Annotated in this window: 20 protein-coding genes; 16 read left to right on the top strand and 4 right to left on the bottom strand. The window is 70.3% G+C overall.

The features are described from left to right. Nucleotides 1-360 precede the first annotated feature (360 nt). Nucleotides 361-1,740 carry a polyhydroxyalkanoate depolymerase gene (locus KHC28_RS07750; protein ID WP_214007772.1) on the bottom strand — a complete coding sequence of 460 codons (1,380 nt, stop codon included), beginning with the start codon at nt 1,738-1,740 and terminating at the stop codon, nt 361-363. Nucleotides 1,741-1,992: 252 nt separating this feature from the next. Here KHC28_RS07750 and KHC28_RS07745 point away from each other — a divergent pair, with 252 nt between their 5' ends. Further along, a complete protein-coding gene (locus tag KHC28_RS07745; RefSeq protein WP_214007771.1) occupies nt 1,993-3,354 on the top strand; it encodes an ActS/PrrB/RegB family redox-sensitive histidine kinase in 1,362 nt (453 codons plus the stop codon). 130 nt (nt 3,355-3,484) lie between these two features. Then, nucleotides 3,485-4,033 carry an ActR/PrrA/RegA family redox response regulator transcription factor gene (locus KHC28_RS07740; RefSeq protein WP_214007770.1) on the top strand — a complete coding sequence of 183 codons (549 nt, stop codon included), beginning with the start codon at nt 3,485-3,487 and terminating at the stop codon, nt 4,031-4,033. A gap of 96 nt (nt 4,034-4,129) precedes the next feature. Here the strand turns inward: KHC28_RS07740 and KHC28_RS07735 are convergent, their stop codons facing one another. Further along, nucleotides 4,130-4,954 carry a class I SAM-dependent methyltransferase gene (locus KHC28_RS07735; RefSeq protein WP_214007769.1) on the bottom strand — a complete coding sequence of 275 codons (825 nt, stop codon included), beginning with the start codon at nt 4,952-4,954 and terminating at the stop codon, nt 4,130-4,132. A 107-nt stretch (nt 4,955-5,061) separates the two neighbouring features. Next, nucleotides 5,062-6,063 carry an adenosine kinase gene (locus KHC28_RS07730; protein ID WP_214007768.1) on the bottom strand — a complete coding sequence of 334 codons (1,002 nt, stop codon included), beginning with the start codon at nt 6,061-6,063 and terminating at the stop codon, nt 5,062-5,064. A 179-nt stretch (nt 6,064-6,242) separates the two neighbouring features. Here KHC28_RS07730 and murJ point away from each other — a divergent pair, with 179 nt between their 5' ends. Then, nucleotides 6,243-7,832: a murein biosynthesis integral membrane protein MurJ gene (murJ, locus tag KHC28_RS07725; RefSeq protein ID WP_214007767.1), complete on the top strand. Its 1,590-nt coding sequence runs from the start codon at nt 6,243-6,245 to the stop codon at nt 7,830-7,832. A 139-nt stretch (nt 7,833-7,971) separates the two neighbouring features. Further along, nucleotides 7,972-9,027 carry a tryptophan--tRNA ligase gene (trpS, locus tag KHC28_RS07720; protein ID WP_214007766.1) on the top strand — a complete coding sequence of 352 codons (1,056 nt, stop codon included), beginning with the start codon at nt 7,972-7,974 and terminating at the stop codon, nt 9,025-9,027. A 116-nt stretch (nt 9,028-9,143) separates the two neighbouring features. Here trpS and KHC28_RS07715 read toward each other — a convergent pair whose 3' ends face one another. Further along, nucleotides 9,144-9,593: a GNAT family N-acetyltransferase gene (locus KHC28_RS07715; protein WP_214007765.1), complete on the bottom strand. Its 450-nt coding sequence runs from the start codon at nt 9,591-9,593 to the stop codon at nt 9,144-9,146. Between the two features lie 279 nt (nt 9,594-9,872). Here KHC28_RS07715 and ytfQ point away from each other — a divergent pair, with 279 nt between their 5' ends. From ytfQ to KHC28_RS07655, 12 genes are all read left to right on the top strand, one after another. Next, complete coding sequence (gene ytfQ, locus KHC28_RS07710; RefSeq protein ID WP_214007764.1) at nt 9,873-10,850, top strand: galactofuranose ABC transporter, galactofuranose-binding protein YtfQ; 978 nt, start codon at nt 9,873-9,875, stop codon at nt 10,848-10,850. 510 nt (nt 10,851-11,360) lie between these two features. Then, complete coding sequence (locus tag KHC28_RS07705) at nt 11,361-12,932, top strand: sugar ABC transporter ATP-binding protein (RefSeq protein ID WP_214007763.1); 1,572 nt, start codon at nt 11,361-11,363, stop codon at nt 12,930-12,932. 11 nt (nt 12,933-12,943) lie between these two features. After that, a complete protein-coding gene (locus tag KHC28_RS07700) occupies nt 12,944-13,927 on the top strand; it encodes an ABC transporter permease (protein WP_214007762.1) in 984 nt (327 codons plus the stop codon). Continuing rightward, nucleotides 13,924-14,916 carry a galactofuranose ABC transporter, permease protein YjfF gene (yjfF, locus tag KHC28_RS07695; protein WP_214007761.1) on the top strand — a complete coding sequence of 331 codons (993 nt, stop codon included), beginning with the start codon at nt 13,924-13,926 and terminating at the stop codon, nt 14,914-14,916. The genes KHC28_RS07700 and yjfF overlap by 4 nt, the downstream gene beginning before the upstream one ends. Further along, a complete protein-coding gene (locus KHC28_RS07690; RefSeq protein WP_214007760.1) occupies nt 14,913-15,635 on the top strand; it encodes a FadR/GntR family transcriptional regulator in 723 nt (240 codons plus the stop codon). Before yjfF ends, KHC28_RS07690 begins: the two co-directional genes overlap by 4 nt. Nucleotides 15,636-15,647: 12 nt before the next feature. Continuing rightward, nucleotides 15,648-17,405, top strand: coding sequence for an IlvD/Edd family dehydratase (locus KHC28_RS07685; protein ID WP_214007759.1), 1,758 nt, complete (start codon nt 15,648-15,650; stop codon nt 17,403-17,405). A 59-nt stretch (nt 17,406-17,464) separates the two neighbouring features. Then, nucleotides 17,465-18,397 carry a dihydrodipicolinate synthase family protein gene (locus KHC28_RS07680; RefSeq protein ID WP_214007758.1) on the top strand — a complete coding sequence of 311 codons (933 nt, stop codon included), beginning with the start codon at nt 17,465-17,467 and terminating at the stop codon, nt 18,395-18,397. Beyond that, entirely contained in the window at nt 18,394-19,992 is a 1,599-nt protein-coding gene (locus tag KHC28_RS07675; RefSeq protein WP_214007757.1) for an aldehyde dehydrogenase (NADP(+)), read from the top strand. The genes KHC28_RS07680 and KHC28_RS07675 overlap by 4 nt, the downstream gene beginning before the upstream one ends. An 82-nt stretch (nt 19,993-20,074) precedes the next feature. Continuing rightward, complete coding sequence (locus KHC28_RS07670; protein WP_214007756.1) at nt 20,075-20,995, top strand: Gfo/Idh/MocA family protein; 921 nt, start codon at nt 20,075-20,077, stop codon at nt 20,993-20,995. 10 nt (nt 20,996-21,005) lie between these two features. Beyond that, entirely contained in the window at nt 21,006-22,811 is a 1,806-nt protein-coding gene (locus tag KHC28_RS07665; RefSeq protein WP_214007755.1) for an IlvD/Edd family dehydratase, read from the top strand. Then, on the top strand, nt 22,798-23,721 hold the full coding sequence (locus tag KHC28_RS07660; protein WP_312893128.1) for an SMP-30/gluconolactonase/LRE family protein: 924 nt from the start codon (nt 22,798-22,800) through the stop codon (nt 23,719-23,721). The genes KHC28_RS07665 and KHC28_RS07660 overlap by 14 nt, the downstream gene beginning before the upstream one ends. Then, nucleotides 23,721-24,683, top strand: coding sequence for a 2-dehydro-3-deoxygalactonokinase (locus KHC28_RS07655; protein WP_214007754.1), 963 nt, complete (start codon nt 23,721-23,723; stop codon nt 24,681-24,683). The genes KHC28_RS07660 and KHC28_RS07655 overlap by 1 nt, the downstream gene beginning before the upstream one ends. Nucleotides 24,684-24,710: the final 27 nt, after the last annotated feature.

Below are 24,710 nucleotides of genomic sequence, written 5' to 3'. Positions count from 1 at the left end.
GCCGGCGCCCTCATCCGTGGCGGCACTTGGCCGGTTGCGGATCGCCGGGGGGCGTGCGGTGCCGGCGGACGTCCAGCCCGTCATCGGTGCCGGAACGGCGAGTTCAGCGCCAGGATTTCAAGACGGGGACTGCAAGACGAGGATTTCAGCACGGCGACGGGTGCGGGCGGCAGGTTTTCGCGGCCGCCGCACTGGGACCCGGGGCGTTTCGGCCTCACGGGGTTCGGTCCGCCCGTCGGAGCATATTGCCTGGGCGGCGGCTCCCAAATCCCGCCCGGGATCGTTTATTGCCACCGACGGCGCGAGCCGGACGGGCGGGGCGGGCCAGGCGGAGCGAGCCATGGCCGGCCCCGCCATTCTTCAGGCCTCCGGCTCGGCCTTGGCGGCCTGCGCCGGCTGGTTGTGGCCCTTCTTCGGCCAGTTATGGCTCAGCACGAAGTCGGAAATGCGCGGGGCGATCTCGGCACGGAAGCGCGAGCCGTTGAACACGCCGTAATGGCCGACGGTCGGCTGGAGATAATGCGCCCGCTTTTCCTCCGGCAGGTTCACGCACAGCTTGTGCGCCGCCTGGGTCTGGCCGACGCCGGAAATATCGTCGTTCTCGCCCTCGACGGTGAGCAGCGCCACGTTGCGGATGGCGCCGGGATCGACCCTCTCGCCGCGATGGGTGAAGGTGCCCTTGGGCAGCGCGTGGTCGATGAACACCGCCTGCAGCGTCTGCAGGTAATATTCCGCCGGCAGGTCCATCACCGAGAGATATTCGTCGTAGAAGTCGCGGTGCTTGGCGGCGCTGTCGCCGTCGCCCTTCACCAGATGGCGGAACATGTCGGCATGCGCCTGCAGGTGCCGCTCCAGATTCATGCTCATGAAGCCGTGCAGCTGCAGGAAGCCGGGATAGACCTGCCGCATCACGCCGGGATGCGGCCACGGCACGGTGGTGACGACGTTGCGGCGGAACCAGTCGAGCCCGCGCGCTTCCGCGAAGTTGTTCACCGCCGTGGGGCTCTCGCGGGTGTCGATCGGGCCGCCCATCAGCACCATGGAGGCGGGCACGTCGGGGTCGCCCTTGGCCTCCATCACCGACACGGCGGCCAGCACCGGCACCGCCGGCTGGCACACGGCGAGCGCGTGCACGCCGCCGCCGAGGAAGTGGAAGATCTCGATCAGGTAGTCGATGTAGTCGTCGAGGTCGAAGCGCCCGGCGCTCAAGGGCACCTCGCGCGCATCGGTCCAGTCGGTGATGTAGATGTCGTGGTTGGGCAGCAGCGTCTCCACCGTGCCGCGCAGCAGCGTCGCGTAGTGGCCGGACAGCGGGGCGACGATCAGCATGCGGGGCTGCGGCCGGCGCGGCGGCCGCGAGAACACCCGCTCGAAATGGATGAGCCGGCAGAACGGCTTTTCCCACACCGTCTCGATGCGTACCGGCACCTTGGCGCCGCCGACGGTGGTGTGGTCGATCCGCCAGTCCGGCTTGCCGTAGCGCCGCGTGGTGCGCTCGAACATCTCGAAGCCGGCGAGCAACGTGCGGCCGAAATCGGTATGGGCGAGCGGGTTGGCCGGGTTGCGGTAATACAGCCGCCCGGCATCCGCCAGCATGCGCAGCGGGTCGAGCGCTGCCTGGCCCATCTCGAACATCCAGTAGAGCGGCTTGGAGAAGACCGAGGCCGCCTCCAGCATTTCCGCCGGCGTCCCTGCGACTGCTTCCGCGTCGGGCAACGTCCCGAATACACCGATCGCCATACGCGCCTCCGATGTGTGAGTGGGGTTCTGCAACGCACCTGTACCGGTAGAACCGCCCGCATCCGGCCGGCGTAGCCTCGTCGGTAGGTCGGCAATTCCCGAGGTCCCGCCCGGGTTCCCGCGATAGCGAAGAAACCGGCGGGATTGTTGTGCAGCGCAACACATAGTCGCTTTCGGCCGCACGTCAAACGAATCAGCGCATTCCCGCCGCGCGTCGCTTGCCTGTATAGAGGGCGCGCAAGGGGGAACAAAATGCCACTTTCGCTGGATCATCCGATCGGCGAGCGCTTTTTCGGCCTCAGGCTGGACACGCTCATCCGCCTGCGCTGGCTGGCGATTTCCGGCCAGACCGCCGCCATCGTCGTGGTGCAGTGGCTGCTCGGCTTCACCGTGCCGATCGGCGCCTGCCTCGCGGTGGTGGCGCTTTCCGCATGGCTGAACCTCGCTCTGCGCCTGCGCTCGCCCGGCGCGCGGCGGTTGTCCAATACCGAGGCGACCTGGCTGCTGGCCTATGACATCCTGCAGGTGGCGGCACTGCTGTTCCTCACCGGCGGCCTCGCCAATCCCTTCGCGGTGCTGTTCCTCGCCCCGGTGCTGATCTCGGCCACCGCGCTGTCGCCGCGCTCCACCCTGCTGCTCGGGCTGCTCGCCGGCGGCCTCGCGGCGCTGGTCGGGCTGTGGCAGATGCCGCTGCCCTGGCGGCACAGCGACGTTGTCGGTGGCGGCCCGCTGCTGCCGCCGCTCTATCTCGCCGCCATCTGGTGCGCGCTGGCGGTGTCCATCGCCTTCATCGGCACCCATGCCTGGCGGGTGGCCGAGGAGACGCGCGAACTGTCCGAGGCGCTCGCCGCCACCGAGCTGGTGCTGGCGCGCGAGCAGCACCTCTCGGCGCTGGACGGCCTCGCCGCCGCCGCCGCCCATGAGCTCGGCACGCCGCTGGCCACCATCACCGTGGTCGCCAAGGAGCTGGCGCGCGGCCTGCCGGCCGACAGCCCGCTCGCCGATGATATCCGCCTGCTCGGCGAGCAGTCCGACCGATGCCGCGCCATATTGCGCCGCCTCACCACGCTCGACGCCGGCGAGGCGCCGTTCGACCGCATGAAGATCACCCATCTCCTGGAGGACGTCGCCTCGCCGCACCGCGATTTCGGCATCGCCGTCGAGGTCTCCGCCACCACCCGCATCGGCGAGCCGGTGATCGCCCGTAATCCCGGCCTGATCTATGGCCTCGGCAACATCGTCGAGAACGCGGTCGACTTCGCCGCCCGCCGGGTGGAGATCGCCGCCGACTGGAACGACCGCGACATCGTCGTCACCGTCACCGATGACGGGCCGGGCTTCCCGGCCGAGCTCATCGACAGCATCGGCGCGCCCTATCTCACCAGCCGCGGCCGCCATCGCTGGCGGCGCGAGGAGAACGGCGATGGCGAGGATGGCGAGCACGGGCTCGGGCTCGGCCTGTTCATCGCCAAGACGCTGCTGGAGCGCTCCGGCGCCGAGCTCGCCTATGTGAACCTGCCGGCCCCGCGCCACGGCGCCCGCGTCACCGTGCGCTGGCCGCGCCGGCAGATCGATATTTCCGAGCGGGACGCCGTCGCCGTCGAGGTGAAATGACAAGCGTTGACGCTGCGCTATAATGCCACGGCGCTGTGCATTGCCGCCCCTGCGGTGTAGCCTCGCATAAAATAGTGAGGCCGCCGCAACGCATGGCGGCCGCAAGGGAGCCCCTCGCCGGGGAAACGCCATGCTCGATACTACCGCCGATAACATCGAACGTTCGCTGCTGATCGTCGATGACGACCGGCCCTTCCTCCAGCGTCTGGCCCGCGCCATGGAAATGCGCGGCTTCGCGGTGACGACGGCGGAAACCGTCGCCGACGGCCTTGCCCGCGTCGAGGGCGGCCCGCCGGCCTATGCCGTGGTCGACATGCGGCTCGGCGACGGCAACGGCCTCGACGTCATCTCGGCGCTGAAGCGCCGCCGCCCGGAAGCGCGCGGCATCATCCTCACCGGCTATGGCAACATCGCCACCGCGGTGAACGCGGTGAAGATGGGCGCGGTCGACTATCTGGCCAAGCCCGCCGACGCCGACGACATCTGCGCCGCGCTCAACGCCCAGGCCGACTACAAGCCGCAGCTGCCGGAAAACCCGATGTCGGCCGACCGGGTGCGCTGGGAGCACATCCAGCGGGTCTACGAGCTGTGCGGGCGCAACGTGTCGGAGACGGCGCGCCGTCTCTCCATGCACCGCCGCACGCTGCAGCGCATCCTCGCCAAAAGGGCGCCGAGGTAGGGCGCCGCGATAGGGCGCTCGCGCTGAGCCCGCCCCCGCCGGCAGACGCCGGCGGATCGCGTCCTCCATTTGCCGGCTTCCGCCGGCAGACGCGCGTCAGTGCTCCGGCGGGTTCCGGAAGGCCAGAACCGCGCTCATCTCGATGACGTCGTGGAAGCGCCCGTCCGGGGCGAGCCGTTCGAGTTCGTCGCGAAGCTCGCGCTCGAAGGCCGGCTGGGCGTCGCCGAGCGCCGCCGGCGAGGTGAGCGAGCGCGAATAGGCGAGGCCGATCACATCCTCGATGCCGCGCTCGCGGGGCAGGATGCGGCCGATCCGCTCGACATGGGCGAAGGGCGAGGCGAGCAGCACCGCCTCATGCGGCACCCAGCCCGGCTGCTGGCGCGCCCGCCGGTCGGCATAGCGCTGCGGCACGTGCCGCTCGGCCAGCCGGTCGAGCACCGCATGCCAGTCCGGGGTGGCGTGCAGCCGCCGGTCGCCCATCAGCACCACCGCGCCGCCGGGCTCGATCAGCGCGTCGAGCGCGCGCAGCGTCGCCGGCCGGTCCATCCAGTGGAAGGCGCGGCCCATCACCGCCGCGCCGAACCGGCCGAGCGCCGGCGAGAGGTCGTAGGACGAGCCGCGGATCAGTTCGAGCCGCACCCCGGCCGCCGCCGCATCGGCCTTGGCCGCCGCCAGCATGGAGGGCTCGGGATCCATGCCGGTGACGTCGTAGCCGAGCCGCGCGAACAGGATCGCCAGCGGCCCCGGCCCGCAGCCGAGGTCGAGCAGCCGGTCGCCGGCTTCCAGCCCGACGCGATCCGCCACCGCCGCGATCAGCTCGGGCGGGTAGGGCTGGCGGTAGCGGCCGTAATAGTCCGCCGTCGAACGGAAGCGGGCGGCGTCATAAGGGATAGGCGGGGTCTGGAGCTGGACGACGCTCATCTGGCGAACCTCTGCGACGGACCCCGCAACGCGGTACACCCCGAGCTTCGCCGGCAATCGTGACGAAGTTGCGTCCGGCGCTCCATGTCCATTCCGTAACGGAATGTCTAGATGCGCAGCCCGTTCTCCTGCGCCAGCTCCTTCAGCCGTCGCTCGGCGCGCGCCCCCATATGGCCGATCACCTCGGCGGCGCAGAGCGCGCCGAGCCGCAGCGATTCCGCCGGGGCGAAGCCGCGCGAGAAACCGTGCAAGAAGCCGGCGGCGAACAGGTCGCCGGCGCCGGTGGTGTCGACCACCTCCTCGACCGGGTGGGCGGGCACCGCGACGCGTTCATTGCCGGACACCCACAGCGCGCCCTGCTCGGAGCGGGTCACCACCGCCCGGCGTACGTCGGTGGAGAGCTGGGCGAGGGCGGTGTCGAAATCGGCGGTCTCGTACAGCGCCTTCAGCTCGCCCTCATTGGCGAAGACGAGGTCGACCGTGCCCTCGCGCATCAGCTTGAGGAACTCGGCGCGGTAGCGGTCGACGCAGAAGGCGTCGGACAGCGTCAGCGCCACGTGCCGCCCGGCATCGTGGGCGATGGCGGCGGCCTTGAGGAAGGCCTGCTTGGCCGGCGGCGGATCCCAGAGATAGCCTTCGAGATAGGTCACGGTGGCGCTCGCCACCGTCGCGGCGACCACGTCGTCGGGGGTGAGGTCCTGCGCCGCGCCGAGATAGGTGTTCATGGTGCGCTCGCCGTCCGGCGTCACCAGGATCAGGCAGCGGGCGGTGGCGGCGCCGTCGGGGGCCGCCGGGGTGCGGTAGGCGACGCCGGCTGCCTCGATGTCATGGGCGAAGATGGCGCCGAGCGCGTCGTCCTTCACCTTGCCGACGAAGCCGGCGCGCCCGCCCAGCTCGGCGATGCCGGCCATGGTGTTGGCCGCCGAGCCGCCGGAAATCTCGATGCCCGGCCCCATGGCGGCATAGACCGTTTCGGCGCGTTCCTCGTCGATCAGCGTCATGCCGCCCTTGCGCATGCCATGGGCGATCAGGAAGTCGTCCTCGGCACGGGCGAGCACATCGACGATGGCGTTGCCGAAACCGATCACATCGAGGGTTGGCGCGGTCACGTGCGGTCCTTTCGCATGGGGAAGGGGTATTGTCCGGTAGCAGAACGGGGAACCGCCCGCAACGTGACCGAGCCGCACGCGGCCCCTCCGAGCGCGCGCCGCAGTCCCCTTCCGCCGCGCCCTTCCGCCACGCCTTGCAAGCGTCTATTGCTGGCAGGGTCCCAACCGCCGGCGCCTTGATGTCCCTGCTGCGGCATGCCTCCACCGTCGTCTCGCTGACGCTGCTCTCGCGCGTGCTCGGTTTTGCCCGCGACGCGGCGGTGGCGGCGCTGTTCGGCACCGGCGCGGTGGCCGACGCCTCGGTCGCCGGCCTCGCCATTCCCCAGCTGGCCCGCCGGCTGCTGGGGGAGGGGGCGCTCAACGCCGCCATCCTGCCGCGCCTGCCCGCCGCCCCTGCTCCGGCCGACGTCGCTCCCGCCGCGTCGGAGGTTGAAGCCTCCGCTCCCGCCGGTACCGCCCCGCCCTCCTCCACGACGCCCGTCGCGCCGTCCGGGGCCTTTGCCGGGGCGCTGATCCTCGCCTTCACCGTCGCGGCGGGCCTGCTGGCGGCCGGGCTGGCGCTGTTCATGCCGCAGGTGGCGGCGCTGCTGGCGCCGGGCTTCCTCGACGATCCCGCCCGCGCCGGCGGCGCGGTACTGGCCGGGCGCATCGCCATGTTCGCCCTGCCGCTGGCCGCCTGCGCCGGCGTGCTCGCCGCGCTGGTCAACGCCGCCGGCCGGGTGACGAGGCCGGCCTTCGCACCCGCCGTCGGCAATCTCGCGGTGCTGGCGGTGATCGGCCTGTTCGCCCTCCTCCATGCCGGCGGCCACGAGGGATTCGGCGCCCGCGCGCTGGTGTTCCTCGCCCTGGCGACGCTGGCCGGCGCGTTCGCACAGCTCATGGTGATCGGCGCCGCGCTGCCCTACCGGCCGGCCGCCCTCATGCCGAACCGCGCGGCGCTCAAGGCAGCGCTGCCGGTGCTGCTGGCCGCCGGGCCGACGCTGTTCGCCGCCGCGCTGCCGCAGCTGCGCATTCTCGTCGCCAATGCCAGCGCCTCCGGTCTCGACGGCGGCGTCTCGGCGCTGTTCTACGCCACCCGTCTCGTCGAATTGCCGCTCGGCCTCGTCGGGGCGAGCGCCGGGGCGGTGCTGCTGCCGGCGCTGGCCGTGCGCGGCCGGCCGGAGAATCTGACAGGTCATGCCCTCGTCGCGGCGCTGGCGCTCACCGCCCCGGCGGCGATGGGCCTCGCTTTGCTGGCCGAGCCAATCGTGCGGGTGCTGTTCCAGCGCGGCGCCTTCGACGCGCAGGCGACCGCGCTCACCGTCACCGCGCTGGCGATGCTGGCGGCGAGCCTGCCTTTGCAGGCGATGGAGCGCATCCTGTCGACCGCCGCCTTCGCGCAGGGGCTCGGCCGGCTGGTTACCCGGGTCTGCCTCGCCGCGCTGGTCGCCGGCGGGCTGGTCGGCTTCGCCGCCGCCGGCCCGCTCGGTCTGGCCGGGCCGGCGCTCGGCGTCGTCGTCTCCAGCGTGGTGGCGCTGATCGGCCTGTGGGGCGGGCTCGCCCGTGCCAGCTTGCTGCGTCTCGACGGCGGCGAGTGGCGGCGGCTGGCCGCCTGTCTCGCGGCGACGCTCGTCATGGCGCTGCCGGTCGGGCTCGGCGCGCATCTCCTCGCCGGCCCGCTCGCCGCCGGCGGCCTTCATGGCACGCTGGCGCTCGGCGGCGTGGTGCTGGCCGGTGTCGTCGCCTATGGGCTTGCCGCCGGCGGCCTCGGCCTGCTGCCGCGTCGCTGAACTCGCGCGGGCTTCAGGCTTACAGCCCTTGCGCCGTCAGGCCGTGCGTGCCATGACGCGGACCCCGGAAAGCCGCGTCCGCGGCGGACCCGGCGGGAGATCCCGTTTCTTCGAGGATGCGAGCCTTTTCGAGGGTGTAATGAACGTCCAGCAGCGCGTGTTTTCCGGCGTGCAGCCGACCGGCAACCTGCATCTCGGCAATTATCTCGGCGCCATCAAGCGCTTCGCCGAACTGCAGGACAGCTTCGACTGCATCTATTGCGTGGTGGACATGCACGCCATCACCCCGGACATGCGGGTCTGGGGCGGCCCGGCCGAGCTGTCGCGCAACATCCGCGAAGTCACCGCCGCCTATCTCGCCGCCGGCATCGACCCGACCCGGCACATCGTCTTCAACCAGAGCCAGGTCTCCGGCCACGCCGAGCTCGCCTGGGTGTTCAACTGCGTCGCCCGCCTCGGCTGGCTGAACCGCATGACCCAGTTCAAGGAGAAGGCCGGCAAGGACCGCGAGAACGCCTCGGTCGGCCTCTACGCCTATCCCAACCTGATGGCCGCCGACATCCTGCTCTACCACGCCACCCACGTGCCGGTCGGCGAGGACCAGAAGCAGCATATCGAGCTCACCCGCGACATCGCGCAGAAGTTCAACAACGACTTCTCCGACTCGATCGCCGCCAACGGTCTCGGCCGGGGCGAGGAGGGCGGCTATTTCCCGCTCACCGAGCCGCTGATCGGCGGGCCGGCCGCGCGGGTGATGAGCCTGCGCGACGGTTCAAAGAAGATGTCGAAGTCCGACCCCTCCGACCTGTCGCGCATCAACCTCACCGACGACGCCGACGCCGTCGCCTCGAAGATCCGCAAGGCGAAGACCGATCCGGAGCCGCTGCCCACCGAGCTCGACGGCCTCAAGGGCCGCCCGGAGGCGGAGAACCTCGTCGGCATCTACGCGGCGCTGTCCGGCACCGGCAAGGAAGTCGTGCTGGAGACCTATGGCGGCGGCCAGTTCTCCACCTTCAAGGGCGCGCTGGTCGAGCTGGCGGTGGAGAAGCTCGGGCCGATCGGTAACGAGATGAAGCGCCTCGTCGCCGATCCCGGCCATATCGACGCGGTGCTGCGCGACGGCGCCGAGCGCGCCCGCGCCATCGCCGACGTCACCATGCGCCAGGTGAAGGACATCGTCGGCTTCGTGCACTGACGAGGGGCGGTCCCCGCCCCTGCCGTTCCCTCTGAGGGTGTCTGCTCGCCGGACATCGGCAGCCGCGCCGCTGTTCCGGCGCGGCCGGGCCCACCGCAGGGCTTATGGCACGAGCCTCATGGCACAAGGCTCATGCCCATGTGCATGGAGCGCACCGCCAGCCCCATCCGCCGATAGAAGTGTTGCGCCGCCTCATTGGCCGCCGACACGTTGAGGCTGAGCGCCTCCACGCCCTCCTCGCCGAGTAGGGCGCGCATCGCCGCGAACAGCGCGGCGCCGTGGCCCCGGCGGCGCTGCGAGGTCTCGATGCCGAACGCCATGAGGAACGCCGCCTTCGCGCCGGGCGCGTCGGGATGTTCGGAAAAATCCAGCACCCGCACCGCGCTCATGCCGATGACGGCGCCGTCCCGCTCCATCACCAGCGTCCGGCACTGGTCGATCACCTCCAGCAGCCGCGCATCGCTGCACTGCGGGCCGTAATCCGGCTCGTCGGCCTCGGCGGCGATCTGGCGGAGCAGGCCGAGAATCGCGGCTTCGTCGGCCGGCGTCGCGGGGCGGATCAGCATGGCGGCACTCGCTCAAAGGTGGCGGTGATCCGCCGATTTCCGGAACCCCGCAGCTTCGGCGCCCCCGTCCGATCCGGCAAGCGCGGACCGCTGGCGGCCGCGCGCCGGCCGGGCCGTTGCGTCAGCTCCGCCATGACGTTCGCGGCCGCGAAGGGCCCGCTGCACTGCGGCTGAAAAGTCAAACAGTATGACTATTCAAGCGTTCCAAACCGTGCCATAAAACGCCAGCTCACAAGCGCCCGGAAGTGGCGCGCAGCTGAACCTCACGGGAGAAACGCCATGTCCTTCAAAGCTTTGATGCTCGCTACTGCCATGTCTGCGGCTCTGTCCGGCGCCCTGTTCGCGACCGGCGCCCGCGCGGGCGACCTCACCGTCGGCTTCTCGCAGATCGGCTCGGAATCGGGCTGGCGCGCGGCGGAGACCACCGTCTCCAAGGCGGAGGCGAAGAAGCGCAACATCACCTTCAAGATCGCCGACGCCCAGCAGAAGCAGGAGAACCAGATCAAGGCGATCCGCTCCTTCATCGCCCAGGGCGTCGACGCCATCTTCCTCGCCCCCGTGGTCTCCACCGGCTGGGACACGGTGCTGAAGGAGGCCAAGGAGGCCAAGATCCCGGTCGTGCTGCTCGACCGCGATATCGATCCCTCCGGCAAGGAACTCTACCTCACCGCCGTCACCTCGGATTCGGTGCATGAGGGCAAGGTCGCCGGCCAGTGGCTGGTGAAGACCGTCGCCGGCAAGCCCTGCAACGTGGTGGAGCTCCAGGGCACGGTGGGCGCCTCGGTCGCCGCCAACCGCAAGAAGGGCTTCGAGGACGGCATTGCCGGCGCCTCCAACGTCAAGATCGTCCGTTCGCAGACCGGCGACTTCACCCGCGCCAAGGGCAAGGAAGTCATGGAAAGCTTCATCAAGGCCGAGGGCGGCGGCAAGAACATCTGCGCCGTCTACGCGCATAATGACGACATGATGGTCGGCGCCATCCAGGCGATGAAGGAAGCCGGGCTGAAGCCGGGCACCGAGGTGCTCACCGTCTCCATCGACGCGGTGCCGGACATCTTCAAGGCGATGGCGGCCGGCGAGGCCAACGCCACCGTCGAGCTGACCCCCAACATGGCCGGCCCGGCCTTCGACGCCATCGTCGCCTACAAGGACAAGGGCACGGTGCCGCCGAAGTGGATCCAGACCGAATCCAAGCTCTACACCCAGGCCGACAACCCGAAGGCGATCTACGATTCCAAGAAGGACCTCGGCTACTGAGCGTCTGAGCGGGCCTTCCATCGGGCGAGGTTCCGCGAAAGCGGTGCCTCTCCCTCTCTCCGCACCGATCTCGGCAGTTGTCGGGGTAGGCCGCCAGCCGGGTCAACGTCGGAAATCTCCGACGTTGACGGGAGAGCAGCGGGGCGAGGGGTCTTCGACGCGTCCCGGTGCGTCCCCCTCGTCGATCCGCTTCGCGGGCCACCTCTCCGTCGAAGCCGGCTGTTTCCGGTTTCGACCCTGCCGGAACTGAACGCGGCAATCGCCGTGTCCATGCGGGGCGAGGAGGACGGGGCGACTCCGCAAAGCTCCGCTGCGAGACCCGTCCGAGCCCGTCGGGCCAGTACGTCCCGCACGGCTCGCCGTCTCCGCCCGCTCTCTACCCGCCGGAAGGGCTCACGCCTCGATCCTCCGGCGGCGCCGTCCACCTCTTCTCCCTGTGGAGAACGGCGGCTTGTCCACCGATCCGTCCACAGCCTGTCCACCGAGGCCCGCCGCCGGCGAGAGCGTTCCATGACCCCGAGCGACACCCCGACCGACGATCGCCGCGATCCGGCTCCCCTGCTGGAGCTCGCCGGCTTCTCCAAGTCCTTTGCCGGCTTCAGGGCGCTCGACGGCGTCAGCCTCACCCTGCGTCAGGGTGAGGTGCATGCGCTGCTCGGCGAGAACGGCGCCGGCAAGTCGACGCTGATCAAGTGCATGACCGGCGTCGTCCATCGCGACGCCGGCACGCTGCGGCTCGACGGCGCCCTGATCGCCCCGCGCTCGGCGGCGGAGGCGACGCAGGCGGGCATCGCCACCGTCTATCAGGAGGTCAATCTCGCTCCCAACCTGTCGGTGGCGCAGAACCTGTTCCTCGGCCGCCAGCCCACCCGCTTCGGCCTGGTCCGCGAGGGCGAGATGCGCCGGCGCGCGGCGGCGGTGCTGGCCGGCTTCGATCTGCATATCGACGTCGCCGCGCCGCTGGAGAGCTATTCCGTCGCCGTGCAGCACATCGTCGCCATCGCTCGCGCGGTGGACCAGTCGGCCCGGGTGCTGATCCTCGACGAGCCGACCGCCAGCCTCGACGCCCATGAGGTCGAGATCCTGTTCGCGGTGATGCGCAAATTGAAGGCGCGCGGCATCGGCATCGTCTTCGTCACGCATTTCCTCGATCAGGTCTATGCGATCTGCGACCGCATCACCGTGCTGCGCAACGGCCGGCTCGCCGGCAGCGCCACCACCGCCGAGCTGCCCCGGCTCGATCTGGTCAAGATGATGCTCGGCCGCGAGCTAGCGCATGCCACCGCCGAGCGCGCCCCCGCCGCCGCGTCGGGCGAGGCCGCCGGCGAGCGCGAGGCCGCCTTCGCCGCCTTCGAGGGCTATGGCAAGGCCGGCTATGTCGCGCCCTTCGACCTCGCCCTGCGCCCCGGCCATGTGGTCGGCCTCGCCGGCCTGCTCGGCTCCGGCCGCACCGAGACCACCCGCCTGGTCTTCGGTGCCGCGACCGCCGACACCGGCACCGCCACCGTCGACGGCGCCAAGGTGGCGCTGGCGAGTCCGGCCGAGGCGCTGCATCTCGGCTTCGGCTATTGCCCGGAGGAGCGCAAGACCGAGGGCATCGTCGCCGAGCTCACCGTGCGCGAGAACATCGTGCTCGCCCTGCAGGCCAAGCGCGGCGCGCTGAAGCCGCTGTCGCGCCGCGAGCAGGACGAGATCGCCGCCCGATTCATCCGCCTGCTCGACATCCGCCCGCCGGACCCGGAGCGGCCGATCGGGCTCTTGTCCGGCGGCAACCAGCAGAAGGCGCTGCTGGCCCGCTGGCTCGCCACCGAGCCGCGCCTGCTGATCCTCGACGAGCCGACGCGCGGCATCGATGTCGGCGCCCACGCCGAGATCATCGCGCTGATCCGCCGGCTGTGCGCCGACGGTATGGCATTGCTCGTCGTCTCCTCCGAACTGGAGGAGATCGTCACCTATGCCGACGAGGTGATCGTGCTGCGCGACCGCCACCATGTCGCCCGCCTCACCGGCGAGGACGTCACCGTGCCCGGCATCCTCGCCGCCATCGCCGCCGATGTGCCGGCGGGCGAGCAGGCCGCGTGAGGGAGGGGATCATGTCGCTTCGCCTTCCCCGCGTCGGCACCTCGCAAGTGGTGGCCCTGCTCGTCATCCTCGCCATCAACTGGGTGGTGTCGCCGCAGTTCTTCGACATCCGCCTGCAGGATGGCCGCCTGTTCGGCAGCCTGATCGACGTGCTCAACCGCGGCGCGCCGGTGGCGATCCTGTCGCTCGGCATGGTGCTGGTCATCGCCATGCGCGGCATCGACCTGTCGGTCGGTGCGGTGATGGCGATCTGCGGCGCCATCGCCGCCAGCCTCGCCGACAGCTACCCGCTGCCCGTGGTGCTCGCCGCCGCGCTCGGCGCCGGCCTCGCCTGTGGCCTGTGGAACGGCTTCCTGGTGGCGGTGCTCGGCATCCAGCCCATCGTCGCCACGCTGATCCTGATGGTGGCCGGGCGCGGCATCGCCCAATTGATCACCGAGGGCCGGATCGTCACCTTCACCTCGCCGGAGCTTGCCTTTCTCGGCGGCGGCTCGGTGCTCGGCCTGCCCACCCCGATCGTCATCACCCTGGCTCTGCTGGCGCTGACGCTGCTCATCGTGCGCGGCACCGCGCTCGGCCTGCTCATCGAGGCGACCGGCGGCAATGCCCGTGCCGCCGCGCTGGCCGGCGTCGGCACGCGGCTGATCACGCTCGCGGTCTATGCCTGGTGCGGGCTGTGCGCCGCCATCGCCGGCGTGGTGGCCGCCGCCGACATCCTCGGCGCCGATGCCAATAATGCCGGCCTGTGGCTGGAGCTCGACGCCATCCTGGCGGTGGTGATCGGCGGCACCTCGCTCTTCGGCGGGCGCTTCTCGCTGGTGCTGGCGGTGGTCGGCGCCCTCATCATCCAGGCGATGAACACCGGCATCCTGCTGTCCGGCTTCCCGCCCGAGACCAACCTCGTGGTCAAGGCGGTGGTGGTGCTCGCCGTGCTGCTCGCCCAGTCGCCGCGCCTTGCCGGCCTCGGTTCCAACCTGTTCGGGAGGCGCGCATGAACGCCACCAGCCGTCTCCTGCCGGTCGCCGCCACCACGGCGGTGTTCCTGATCGGCTTCCTGGTCTGCTCGCTCACCTTCCCGAACTTCGCCTCGCTGCGGGTGGTGATGAACCTGTTCACCGACAACGCCTTTCTCGGCATCGTCGCGGTGGGCATGACCTTCGTCATCATCTCCGGCGGCATCGATCTGTCGGTCGGCTCGGTGATCGGTTTTTCCACCGTGTTCCTCGCCATCGCCATCGAGCGCTGGGGCGTGCCGCCGCTCGCCGCCTTCTTGGCTGTCCTGGTGATCTCGGCGCTGTTCGGCGCGGCGATGGGCGCGGCGATCGAATATTTCGAGCTGCCGCCCTTCATCGTCACGCTGGCCGGCATGTTCCTCGCGCGCGGCGCCAGCTTCCTGATGTCGACGGAATCGATCCCGATCACCGCCGATCTCTATTCCCACCTCGCCGAGCAGGCGCTGCGGCTGCCCGGCGGCGCCCGGCTCACCGTGCCGGCGATGATCATGATCCTCGTCGTCCTCGGCGGCATGGTGCTTTTGCACCTCACCCGGTTCGGCGCCAATGTCTATGCGCTCGGCGGCTCGCGGGTCTCCACCGCGCTGATGGGGGTGAACGTCACCCGCACCACCGTGCTGATCTACACGCTGTCGAGCGCGCTGGCCGGTCTGTCGGGCATCGTGTTCTCGCTCTACACCTCGTCCGGCTACTCGCTGTCGGCGGTGGGGGTGGAGCTCGACGCCATCGCGGCAGTGGTGATCGGCGGCACGCTGTTGTCCGGCGGCTACGGCTTCGTGTTCGGCACCTTCGTCGGCGTGCTGATCCAGGGATTGATCCAGACCTACATCTCGTTCGACGGCTCGCTGTCGAGCTGGTGGGCGAAGATCGCCACCGGGCTGTTGCTGTTTGCCTTCATCGGTTTCCAGCAGGTTACGCTGGGGTTGGCGCGGCGTTCGCGCCGTCACGCGACCGGAGGCGCCCACGCATGAATTCCCGGATCATCGTCATCCCCGCCCGCCGCGGCCATTCCAACCATGCCGAGGTGGCGCGCACCATCGGCATCGACATCATCGCCGGCCGCTATGGCGAGGGGGCGAAGCTGCCGGGCGACGCCGAGCTGACGCTGCTGTTCGGCGTCTCCCGCCCGGTGCTGCGCGAGAGCGTCAAGACGCTGGTCGCCAAGGGGCTTTTGTCCACCAAGGCGCGCGTCGGCACCGTGGTGCGCGAGCGCTCGGCGTGGAACATGTTCGATCCGGACGTGCTCGCCTGGCATCTCGATGCCGGCATCGACCGCCGCTTCCTGCGCGACCTCGCTGAGATCCGGTTGGCGGTTGAACCCCGCGCGGCCGCGCTCGCCGCCGAGCGCCGCACCGAGGAAGACCTCGAACTGATGCGCGTCGCCGTCGCCCGCATGGGCGAGGAGCCCGGCGCCTCCGAGGGTTTCGCCGAGGGCGACCTCGCCTTGCACATCGCCATCGCCAACGCCTCCGGCAACCCGTTCATGCGCTCCATCGGCGCGGTGATCGAGGCGGCGCTGCGGGCTTCCTTCGTGCTCTCCGCCCCGGCGGATGCGCGCGAGCGCGACGTCGCGGTGGTCGCGCATGAGCGCATCGTCGAGGCCATCGCCGACAAGGATGCCGAGGCGGCCGGCGCGGCGATGACGCATGTGATCTTCAATGGCCTGCGCCGCCACGGCGCGGCGGGCTGAACGGGTGCCGGGATGAGCGACGAGACAGACAACAAGAAGACTTCGCGCAGCAAGAAGACCCTGCGTAGCCAGGCGTGGTTCGGCCGCCAGGACAAGATGGGCTTCTACTACCGCTCGTTCCTGAAGAACTCCGGCACGCCGCAGGACCAGTTCGACGGCCGCCCGGTGATCGGCATCTGCAACACCTGGTCCGAGCTCACCCCCTGCAACATCCATTTCCGCGACCTCGCCGAGCATGTGCGGCGCGGCGTGCTGGATGCCGGCGGCTATCCTCTGGAATTCCCGGTCTCCTCGCTCGGCGAGGTGACGATGCGCCCCACCGCCATGCTGTTCCGCAATCTCGCCTCGATGGATGTCGAGGAGGCGATCCGCGCCCATCCCCTCGATGGCGTGGTGCTGCTGATGGGCTGCGACAAGACTACCCCGGCCCTCTTGATGGGCGCCGCTTCCGCCGATCTCCCCGCCATCGGCGTCTCCGGCGGCCCGCAATTGCGCGGCGTCTATCGCGGCCAGATCATCGGATCCGGCACCAACATCATCTCGATGAGCGAGCAGCTGCGCGCCGGCGAGGTGACGCTGGAGGAGTTTCACGCGGCGGAGGCCGGCATGAATCGCTCGGCCGGCTCCTGCATGACCATGGGCACCGCCTCGACCATGGCCTCGATGGTGGAAGCGCTCGGCATCGGCCTGCCGGAGAACGCCGCCATTCCCGCCGCCGACGCCCGCCGCGCCTTGCTCGCCCGCATGGCCGGCCGCCGCATCGTCGAGATGGTGCATGAGGACCTGAAGCCCTCCGACATCCTCACCCGCGACGCCTTCGAGAACGCCATCCGCACGCTGGCGGCGATAGGCGGCTCCACCAATGCCGTCGTCCACCTGCTGGCCATCGCCGGCCGCATCGGCGTCGACCTCACCCTCGAGGATTTCGACCGCCTCGGCCGCGACATCCATTGTCTCGTCGACCTGATGCCGTCCGGTCGCTTCCTGATGGAGGATTTCTACTATGCCGGCGGCCTGCCCGCCGTGCTGCGTGCGCTCGGTGAGCGCGGCCTGCTGCACAAGGACGCCCGCACCGCCAATGGCCGCACTTTGTGGGAGAACGTCGCGCAGGCGCCGAACTGGAACGCCGAGGTCATCACCCCGTTCGAGGCGCCGTTCAAGGAAGAGGCCGGCATCGCCATCCTCACCGGCAACCTCGCGCCGGATGGCGCCGTCATCAAGCCGTCGGCGGCTTCGCCCGAACTGATGCGCCATACCGGCCGCGCCGTCGTCTTCGAGAGCGTCGAGGAGATGCACCACGCGGTGAACGACGAGGACCTCGACATCGACGCCTCCTGCATCATGGTGCTGAAGCATTGCGGGCCGAAGGGCTATCCCGGCATGGCGGAGGTCGGCAACATGCCTTTGCCGGCTAAGCTCCTGCGCCAGGGCGTGCGCGACATGATCCGCATCTCCGATGCCCGCATGTCCGGCACCGCCTATGGCACGGTGGTGCTGCACGTCGCTCCCGAGGCGACCGCCGGCGGCCCCCTCGCCTTGGTGAAGAACGGCGACCTCATCACCCTCGACGTGCCCGCCCGCTCGCTGCACCTGCATGTGGAGGAGGCCGAGCTCGCGGCTCGCCGCGCCGCGTGGGTGGCGCCGGAGCCCCACGCCGTGCGCGGCTACCAGCGCCTCTATATCGACCACGTGCTGCAGGCCGATCGCGGCGCCGATTTCGACTTCCTGGTCGGTCGCTCCGGTTCGCCGGTGCCGCGCGACAACCATTGACCCGTTTGCACTGCCGACCTGCCGACCCCTGTTCGCATCGATCCGCTTGAGGTTGCCCGATGACCACGACTTCCGCCGCCCGTCCCTATAAAGGCGTCTTCCCGGTCGCCCCGACCGTGTTCGATGCCGATGGCCGGCTCGACCTCGAGGGACAGAAGCGCGCCATCGACTGCATGATCGACGGCGGCTCGCACGGCCTGTGCATCCTCGCCAATTTCTCCGAGCAGTTCGTGCTCACCGACGACGAGCGCGACCTCGTCATGCGCACCGTGCTGGAGCATGTCGCCGGCCGGGTGCCGGTGATCGTCACCACCACGCATTTCTCCACCTTCGTCTGCGCCGAGCGCTCGAAGCGGGCGCAGGAGATGGGCGCGGCGATGGTGATGATCATGCCGCCCTATCACGGTGCCACCTTCCGGGTGCCGGAGCCGGCGATCTACGATTTCTATCGCGGCGTGTCGGACGCGGTGGATATCCCGATCATGGTGCAGGACGCCCCGGTCGCCGGCACCCCGCTCTCCGTGCCCTTCCTGGCGAAGATGGCGAAGGAGATCGAGCAGCTCGCCTATTTCAAGATCGAGGTGCCCGGCGCGGCGGGCAAGCTGCGGGCGCTGATCGAGGCCGGCGGCGACGCCATCGAGGGGCCGTGGGACGGCGAGGAGGCCATCACCCTGATGGCCGATCTCGACGCCGGCGCCACCGGCGCCATGACCGGTGGCGGCTATCCGGACGGCATCCGCCAGATCATCGATCCCTATGTCGCCGGCGACCGCGCAGCGGCGGTGGCCGCCTATGCCCGCTGGCTGCCGCTGATCAATTACGAGAACCGCCAGACCGGCCTCGCGGCGTGCAAGATCCTGATGAAGGAAGGCGGCGTCATCGCCCATGACACGCTGCGTGCGCCGCTGCCGCCGGTGCATCCCGCCACCCGCGCCGGGTTGATCGAGATCGCGCGCACGCTCGATCCCGTGGTGTTGAGCTGGGGAAAATGACCATGATCACCGGTGCCCTGCTGATCGGTTCGCGCGAGGTGACGGAAGGCCTGACCTTCCGCGCCGTCGATCCCGCGCGCGCCGTCGAGATTGAGCCGGCCTTCGTCGAGGCCGGCGCGGCAGATGTCGCCGCCGCCGCTGCTCTCGCCGCGAGCGCTTTCCCCGCTTACCGCGCGACGACACCGGAAGCCCGCGCGGCCTTCCTCGACGGCGTTGCCGCCGAGATCGAGGCGATCGGCGACGCGCTCATCGAGCGGGCGTCGCAGGAGACCGGGCTGCCCGCCGCCCGGCTTCAGGGCGAGCGCGCCCGCACCACCGGCCAGCTGCGGCTGTTCGCCAGCTGGATCCGCTCCGGCGGCGCCGACGAGCCGCGCCTCGATTCTCCGCTCCCCGAGCGCAAGCCCTTGCCGCGCGCCGATCTGCGGCTGCGCCATATCGGCGTCGGCCCGGTGGCGGTGTTCGGCGCCTCGAATTTCCCGCTCGCCTTCTCGGTGGCCGGCGGCGACACCGCCTCGGCGCTCGCGGCCGGCTGTCCGGTGATCGTCAAGGGCCATCCCGCCCATCCCGGCACGTCGGAGCTGGTGGGCCGCGCCATCCGCGCGGCGGTGGCGAAGGCCGGCCTGCCGGAAGGCGTGTTCTCGCTGCTCACCGGCACCTCGCACGAACTCGGCGGTGAGCTGGTGGCGGATCCGCGCGTCGCGGCGGTGGGGTTTACCGGCTCCCGCGCGGGCGGCCTCGCTCTGGTGGCCATCGCCGCGCGTCGCCCGGTGCCGATCCCGGTCTATGCGGAGATGAGCAGCATCAACCCGGTGTTCCTGCTGCCCGCCGCACTGGAATCCCGCGCCGAGGCATTGGGCACCGCCTTCGTCGGCTCGCTGACCATGGGCGCCGGCCAGTTCTGCACCAATCCGGGGCTCGTCATCGCCATCGAGGGCGACGGGCTCGACCGCTTCCTCGCCAGCGCCGGCGCCGCGGTGGCGGCGGCGCCCTCCGCCACCATGCTCACCCCCGGCATTGCCGGTGCCTATGCGAGGGGCGTGACCGCGCTCGCCGAAGCCGGCGCCGCCGAGATCGCCCGCGGCGGCAGGGAAGGCGGCCCGAATGCCTGCCGTCCGGCGCTGTTCGTCGCGGACGCCCACGCCTTCCTCGCCGGGGAGGCGCTGTCGCACGAGGTGTTCGGCGCCTCCTCCCTGGTGATCCGCTGCCGCGACGCCGCCGAGATGCTCAGTGTCGCCCGCGCGGTGGAGGGCCAGCTCACCGCCACCCTGCATCTGGACGCCGCCGACCATGGGCTGGCGGCCGAGCTGCTGCCGGTGCTGGAGGAGAAGGCCGGCCGCATCCTCGCCAATGGCTGGCCAACCGGCGTCGAGGTCTGCCACGCCATGGTGCATGGCGGCCCCTTCCCGGCGACCAGTGACCCGCGCTCGACCTCGGTGGGCACGCTCGCCACCCGCCGCTTCTTGCGCCCGGTCTGCTACCAGGACCTGCCCGAGGCCCTGCTGCCGCCGGCGGTGAAGGACGGTAATCCGCTGCGCCTGCCGCGCCTCCTCGACGGCACCATCGTGCCGGCGCCCGCGTCGGAGGGTGGAAGATGATCGCATCGGTCATCCCGGTCGGCCGATCGGCCGCATCGTCCACCTCACTGCCCTCGATTTCGCTCTCATCGGACAGCGCGTCATGATCCGTCTCGCCATTGTCGGCCTCGGCAAGATCGCCCGCGACCAGCACCTCCCCGCCATCGCGAAGACGGAGGGGATCGAACTGGTCGCCATCGCCAGCCGCAACGCCACGCTGGAGGGCGTGCCGCATTTCGCCGGCCTCGACGAATTGCTGGCGAGCGACGTCGCGGTCGACGCGGTGGCGCTCTGCACCCCGCCGCAGGTGCGCCGCGAGCAGGCGGCGCTGGCGCTAAGTTACGGAAAACACGTGCTTCTTGAGAAGCCGCCCGGCGCTACCGTGAGCGAATTGGCTCCGCTGGTCGCGGCGGCGCAGGCATCCGGCCGGACGCTGTTCGCCACCTGGCACTCGCGTTTCGCGCCGGCGGTGGAGCCCGCCCGCGCCTTCCTCGCCGAGCATGCCCCCCGCGCCGTCACGGTGGAGTGGAAGGAGGATGTCCGCGTCTGGCATCCCGGCCAGGACTGGATCTTCGAGCCCGGCGGTCTCGGGGTTTTCGATCCTGGAATCAATGCCTTATCGATCCTGACCCGCATCCTGCCCAACCCCTTCTTCCTGACGAAGGCCACCCTCGGCTTCCCGGCGAACCGCGACGCTCCCATCGAGGCGGCGCTGGATTTCGCCGATAGCTCGGGAGTGCCGATCCGCGCCGAGCTCGATTTCCTGCAAACCGGCCCGCAGACCTGGGACATCCATGTCGAGACGGCGGCGGGAAAACTCACCTTGTCGCTCGGCGGCTCGAAGCTGTTCCTCGACGGCAAGTCGCTGATCGAAGAACCGGAAGCCGAATATCCCGGCATTTACAGACACTTCGTCGATCTGGTCGCCTGTCGCGCCAGCGATGTCGACCTGTCGCCGCTGCAGCACGTCGCCGATGCATTCCTGCTCGGTCGGCGTATCGTGGTGGAACCGTTCGAAGGTTGAGGAGAGCATCATGCACGGCAACGCCCCCAAATCCGACCGCAAGCTGCGCTCCCGCGCCTGGTTCGACAACCCGCACAACATCGACATGACCGCGCTCTATCTCGAGCGCTACCTGAATTTCGGCCTGTCGCAGGAAGAGCTGCAGAGCGGGCGCCCGATCATCGGCATCGCCCAGACCGGATCCGATCTATCCCCTTGCAATCGCCACCATATCGAGCTCGCCAAGCGCACCCGCGAGGGCATTCGCGAGGCCGGTGGCATCGCCATCGAGTTCCCGGTGCACCCGATCCAGGAGACCGGCAAGCGCCCCACCGCCGGCCTCGACCGCAACCTCGCCTATCTCGGCCTGGTGGAAGTCCTCTATGGCTACCCGCTCGACGGCGTGGTGCTGACCATCGGTTGCGACAAGACCACCCCGGCGCTGCTGATGGCCGCCGCCACCGTCAACATCCCCGCCATCGCGCTGTCGGTCGGGCCGATGCTGAACGGCTGGTACAAGGGCGAGCGCACCGGCTCGGGCACCATCGTGTGGAAGGCGCGCGAGCTCTTGGCGGCCGGCGAGATCGACTATGCCGGCTTCGTCAAGCTGGTAGCTTCCTCAGCGCCGTCAACGGGTTACTGCAATACGATGGGCACGGCGACGACGATGAACTCGCTCGCCGAGGCGCTCGGCATGCAACTGCCCGGCTCCGCCGCCATCCCGGCGCCCTATCGCGACCGGCAGGAAGTCGCCTACCGCACCGGCTTGCGCATCGTCGAGATGGTGCATGAGGATTTGAAGCCCTCCGACATCCTCACCCGCGACGCCTTCCTCAACGCCATCCGGGTGAATTCGGCGATCGGCGGTTCCACCAACGCGCCGATCCACCTCAACGCGCTGGCCCGCCATGTCGGGGTCGAGCTCACCATCGACGACTGGCAGACCTATGGCGAGGAGGTGCCGCTGCTGGTCAACCTCCAGCCGGCGGGCGAATATCTCGGCGAGGACTACTACCACGCCGGCGGCGTGCCGGCGGTGGTCAAGCAGTTGATGAATCAAGGGCTTATCGTCGAGGAGACGATGACGGCCAATGGCCGTACCCTCGGCGACAATTGCCGCGAAGCGCGCATCGAGGACGAGAACGTCATCCGTCCCTATGAGACGCCTCTGAAGCAGAGGGCCGGCTTCCGCGTACTGCGCGGCAATCTGTTCTCCTCGGCGATCATGAAGACCAGCGTGATCTCGCAGGAGTTCCGCGACCGCTACCTCTCCAACCCGGAGGATCCCGAGGCCTTCGAGGGTCGCGCGGTGGTGTTCGACGGGCCGGAGGACTACCACGCCCGCATCGACGACCCCGCGCTCACCATCGACGAGCACACGGTGCTGTTCATGCGCGGCGCCGGTCCGGTCGGCTATCCCGGCGCGGCGGAAGTGGTGAACATGCGGGCGCCGGATTACCTCATCAAGGCCGGCGTGCATGCGCTGCCCTGCATCGGCGACGGCCGCCAGTCCGGCACCTCCGGTTCGCCCTCCATCCTCAACGCCTCGCCGGAAGCGGCGGTCGGCGGCGGCCTCGCGCTGCTGCGCACCGGCGACCGGGTGCGCATCGACCTGAAGCGCAACAGCGCCAACATGCTGATTTCCGAGGAAGAACTGGAACGGCGCCGGCAGGAGCTGGCGGCGAGCGGCGGCTACCACTATCCGGCGCACCAGACGCCCTGGCAGGAGATTCAGCGCAGTTTCGTCGGCCAGCTGGAGACCGGCGCGGTGCTGGAGCCGGCGGTGCGCTACCAGCGCATCGCCCAGACCATGGGGATGCCGCGTGACAACCACTAGCGCCCCCACTCAAGCCGCTGCCCCCTTGCCCGCTGGGGCGGCGACGCTGCTCTGCGCCGCGCGCTGCCATCTCGGCGAGGGGTCGAGCTACGACGCGGCGAGCGACACTGCGTGGTGGTTCGACATTCTGGAGAAGCACCTCTACGCCCAGAGCCCCTCCGGCGGCGCGCACCGCGTGCATGAGCTGCCGGTGATGGCGAGCGCTCTCGCCATCGTCGACGAGCGCCGCCAGCTCATCTCCACCGAGCACGGGCTGATGCTGCGCGACATCGCCAGCGGCCGGCTGGACAAGGTGGCGGAGATCGAGGCCGACGATCCGGCGACGCGCTCCAATGATGCGCGGGTGCATCCCTCCGGCACCTTCTGGGTGTCGACCATGGGCAAGCGCGCCGAGCAGGGCGCCGGCGCCATCTATGCCTTCCGCGCCGGCGCCCTCCTGCGGCTGTTCTCCGGCATCAGCATCCCCAACGCCATCTGCTTCTCGCCGGATGGCACGGTCGGCTATTTCGCCGACACCCGCGAGAACACGCTGTTCCGGGTCGAGCTCGACCCGCTGACCGGCCTGCCGGAGGGCGAGCCGCGGGCGCTGCACCGTCGCCCGGAGCCCGGCGGCCTCGACGGTGCGGTGACCGACGCCGAGGGTCTGATCTGGTGCGCCATCTGGGGCGGCGGCCGGGTCAACGTCTATTCGCCGGCCGGCGAATTGGTCCGCAGCCTCGACGTGCCGGCCCGGCAGCCGAGCTGCCCGGTGTTCGTCGGCCGCGATTTCGACCGGCTGCTGGTCACCTCCGCCTTCGAGGGGATGGACGAGGCGGCGCGCGCCGGCGATCCCGGCCATGGCCGGACCTTCCTGCTCGATGTCGGCGCGCGTGGACGCGCCGAGCCGCGCGTGCGGCTGGGAGGCCTGTGATGCGGGTTCCCGCTCATGTCGTGGTCGACTGGGGCACGTCGAGCTTCCGCCTGTGGACGCTGGATGCTGACGGCCATGTGCTGGCCGAGCGCCGCAGCGCCCAGGGGCTCGCCGCCTCCGCCGCCGAGGGTTTCGAGATGGTGCTGGAATCGCATCTCGCCGCGCTCGGCGTGCCCGCCGGCGTGCCGGCGATGATGTGCGGCATGGTCGGCTCGCGCTCGGGCTGGAAGGAGGCCGCCTATCTCGACGCCCCGGTGCGCCTCGACCGGCTCGCGGAGCTGGCCACCGCGGTGCCCGCCGCCCGCCGCAAGGTCGCCATCCTGCCGGGCATCGCCCAGCGCCGCCGCCGCCATCCCGACGTGATGCGCGGCGAGGAGACCCAGATGCTGGCGCTGTCGCGCGAGGGCCGGGAGGCTGGGCACCGCGACCGCAAGGGGTTCGATGGCCTCGCCTGCCTGCCCGGCACCCACTCCAAATGGGTGCGGCTGGAGGACGGCGCGGTCGAGCGCTTCTCCACCTTCATGACCGGTGAACTGTTCCAGCTCCTGCGCACCGGCTCGGTGATCGCGCCGGCGGTGGAGGGGGCGCCGCCGGTCGATCCCGCCGCGCCGGCCTTCGCGCGCGGCGTCGCCGATGCGCTGGAGGCGCCGGAGACGGTGGGCAACCGCCTGTTCGAGCTGCGTGCCGGCTGGCTGCTCGCCGACGTGCCGGTGGAGGAGGCGCAGGCTCGCCTCTCCGGCCTGCTGATCGGCATGGAGATCGCCGGCGCCCGCCAGCGTCTCGGCCGGCTGGACGGCACGGTGCTGATCGCTTCCGGCGCGGCGGCGGCGCTGTATCGCCGTGCCTTCGCCGTGGCCGAGATCGCCGATGTCGCGCGGCGCGATGCCGAGACCTGCGTGCGCGAGGGGCTGCACGAGGCGGCCCGCATCGCCTTCGCGCCGGCCGGGGGAGGGGTGCGATGAGCGCGGCCCGCCCGTCGCGCCCACGGG

It is taken from the genome of Ancylobacter sonchi (assembly GCF_018390695.1).
Lineage (GTDB): Bacteria > Pseudomonadota > Alphaproteobacteria > Rhizobiales > Xanthobacteraceae > Ancylobacter > Ancylobacter sonchi.
Note: the sequence above shows the minus strand (reverse complement) of the source record. Positions and strands in the feature narration are given on the sequence as shown.